A 1,251-nucleotide genomic window follows, 5' to 3' on the forward strand; every position below is an offset into this window, starting at 1 on the left:
GACTTAACGTCCCCTTTTTTTTCATTCACCAATCTCACTACGGCTTGGCCGCCACGCTTCGCACTTCAATCTGGTCGAGCGTCCCTTCCACCATCAATCTCACCCCGTCCGCCATTCTGCTCAGGGCCAGCGCCACTGAGCGGCGGGAGCCGTGGAGGTCGTCGGCGAGGTCGCAGGCGATGACGCTGATGGACAGGAGGTCTTCGGAGGCATTGGCCATGAGGGCTTCGGCGTCGGTGCCGGGGGAGAGTTTGAAGAGGCCGGTTTCGCGTTTGGGATGTGGTTCAACGGCTGGTTTGAAATGGTGGTCGAGGGCGCGCTCGGCGGCTTCGTGGAATTTCTTTGAGTCGGCGGATTCGTAGGGGGATGCCGGGTCTGTGGGTGGCGGGTTTGGGGTTACTTTGAACATATCCAGATCCTCATTTTGGCTGGCCACCGCTTTCCTACTAAAGAAAGTGGAGGCAGCTGTGCGCAGGTTAGTAGACCGGGGATCTGGGAAACCGGCGCGCCCGAGAGCGCCCTGCGCACAGCCACCATAAAGCTCAGGCGAGACCTGACTGTCTGATGAACGATGCACCCCAAATACTCCGGGCTACTAAACCCGATCACTGGAAATCAGTGACGCGAACCAAGTTACCGACCGCCCTCCAGGCGCACAAGCCGGCGGATTCTGGCGTACCGGTAGGCAGCGGCGCAAGGATTTGTAGGCTGGTGCGGCGTAACACCGGGTGTCTTTAAACACCGGAAAAGATTGGTGTTTATTGAGCTACAGGAATTGAGGATCTACCTGTGGGATTGTGGTGATGCGACTGGCGCTTTCGCGAGCAGGCACGCTCCCACATCTGGAACGCACTTCGCTGTCGGAGCGAGCCTGCTCGCGGAGCTTTTGCTGTTCAGGCGCCGAAGGCGTCTTTCAGAAAGCCCGGGGCGATGTAGCGCTGATAATGCGCTTCCGACAGCAGGAAGAATTCCCGATCAATGGCATCGCGCAGTTCCGGCAGGTTCCAGTCGCGGAACTCCGGCAGCAACACCATCCCGTACGCCTCAAGATTAATGATCACCCGCGCGCCCCGGGCAATCAGCTGATAGGCCCAGCAATATTCCGACTGATGCGGTACGAAGCGGATCTTGCGCTGTTCCAGCTGCTCGCGCAGGCGCGCCGGATCGAAGATCTCGACCTTGCTTGCCATCACTTGTGACAGCAATTGCTCCAGACGCAGCCAGACCGCACGCTTTTCCTCCTCGTTGTAC

General features: G+C 59.0%; 2 protein-coding genes. Both read right to left on the minus strand.

The genetic code is table 11. The features are described from left to right. Window positions 1–37: 37 nt before the first annotated feature. Entirely contained in the window at window positions 38–409 is a 372-nt protein-coding gene (locus tag J5M71_RS25950; protein WP_207838282.1) for a DUF6124 family protein, read from the minus strand. 484 nt (window positions 410–893) lie between these two features. Then, window positions 894–1,251 (minus strand): DUF1289 domain-containing protein (locus J5M71_RS25955; protein ID WP_207838285.1); only part of this gene is annotated, 358 nt, incomplete at its 5' end.

This window comes from Pseudomonas sp. 43(2021), assembly GCF_017490805.1.
In the GTDB taxonomy this organism is placed as follows: domain Bacteria; phylum Pseudomonadota; class Gammaproteobacteria; order Pseudomonadales; family Pseudomonadaceae; genus Aquipseudomonas.

Bases quoted from the DNA above. Each gene is read 5' to 3' on its own strand.
- J5M71_RS25950 (WP_207838282.1), bottom strand. From the start codon at position 409: ATGTTCAAAGTAACCCCAAACCCGCCACCCACAGACCCGGCATCCCCC.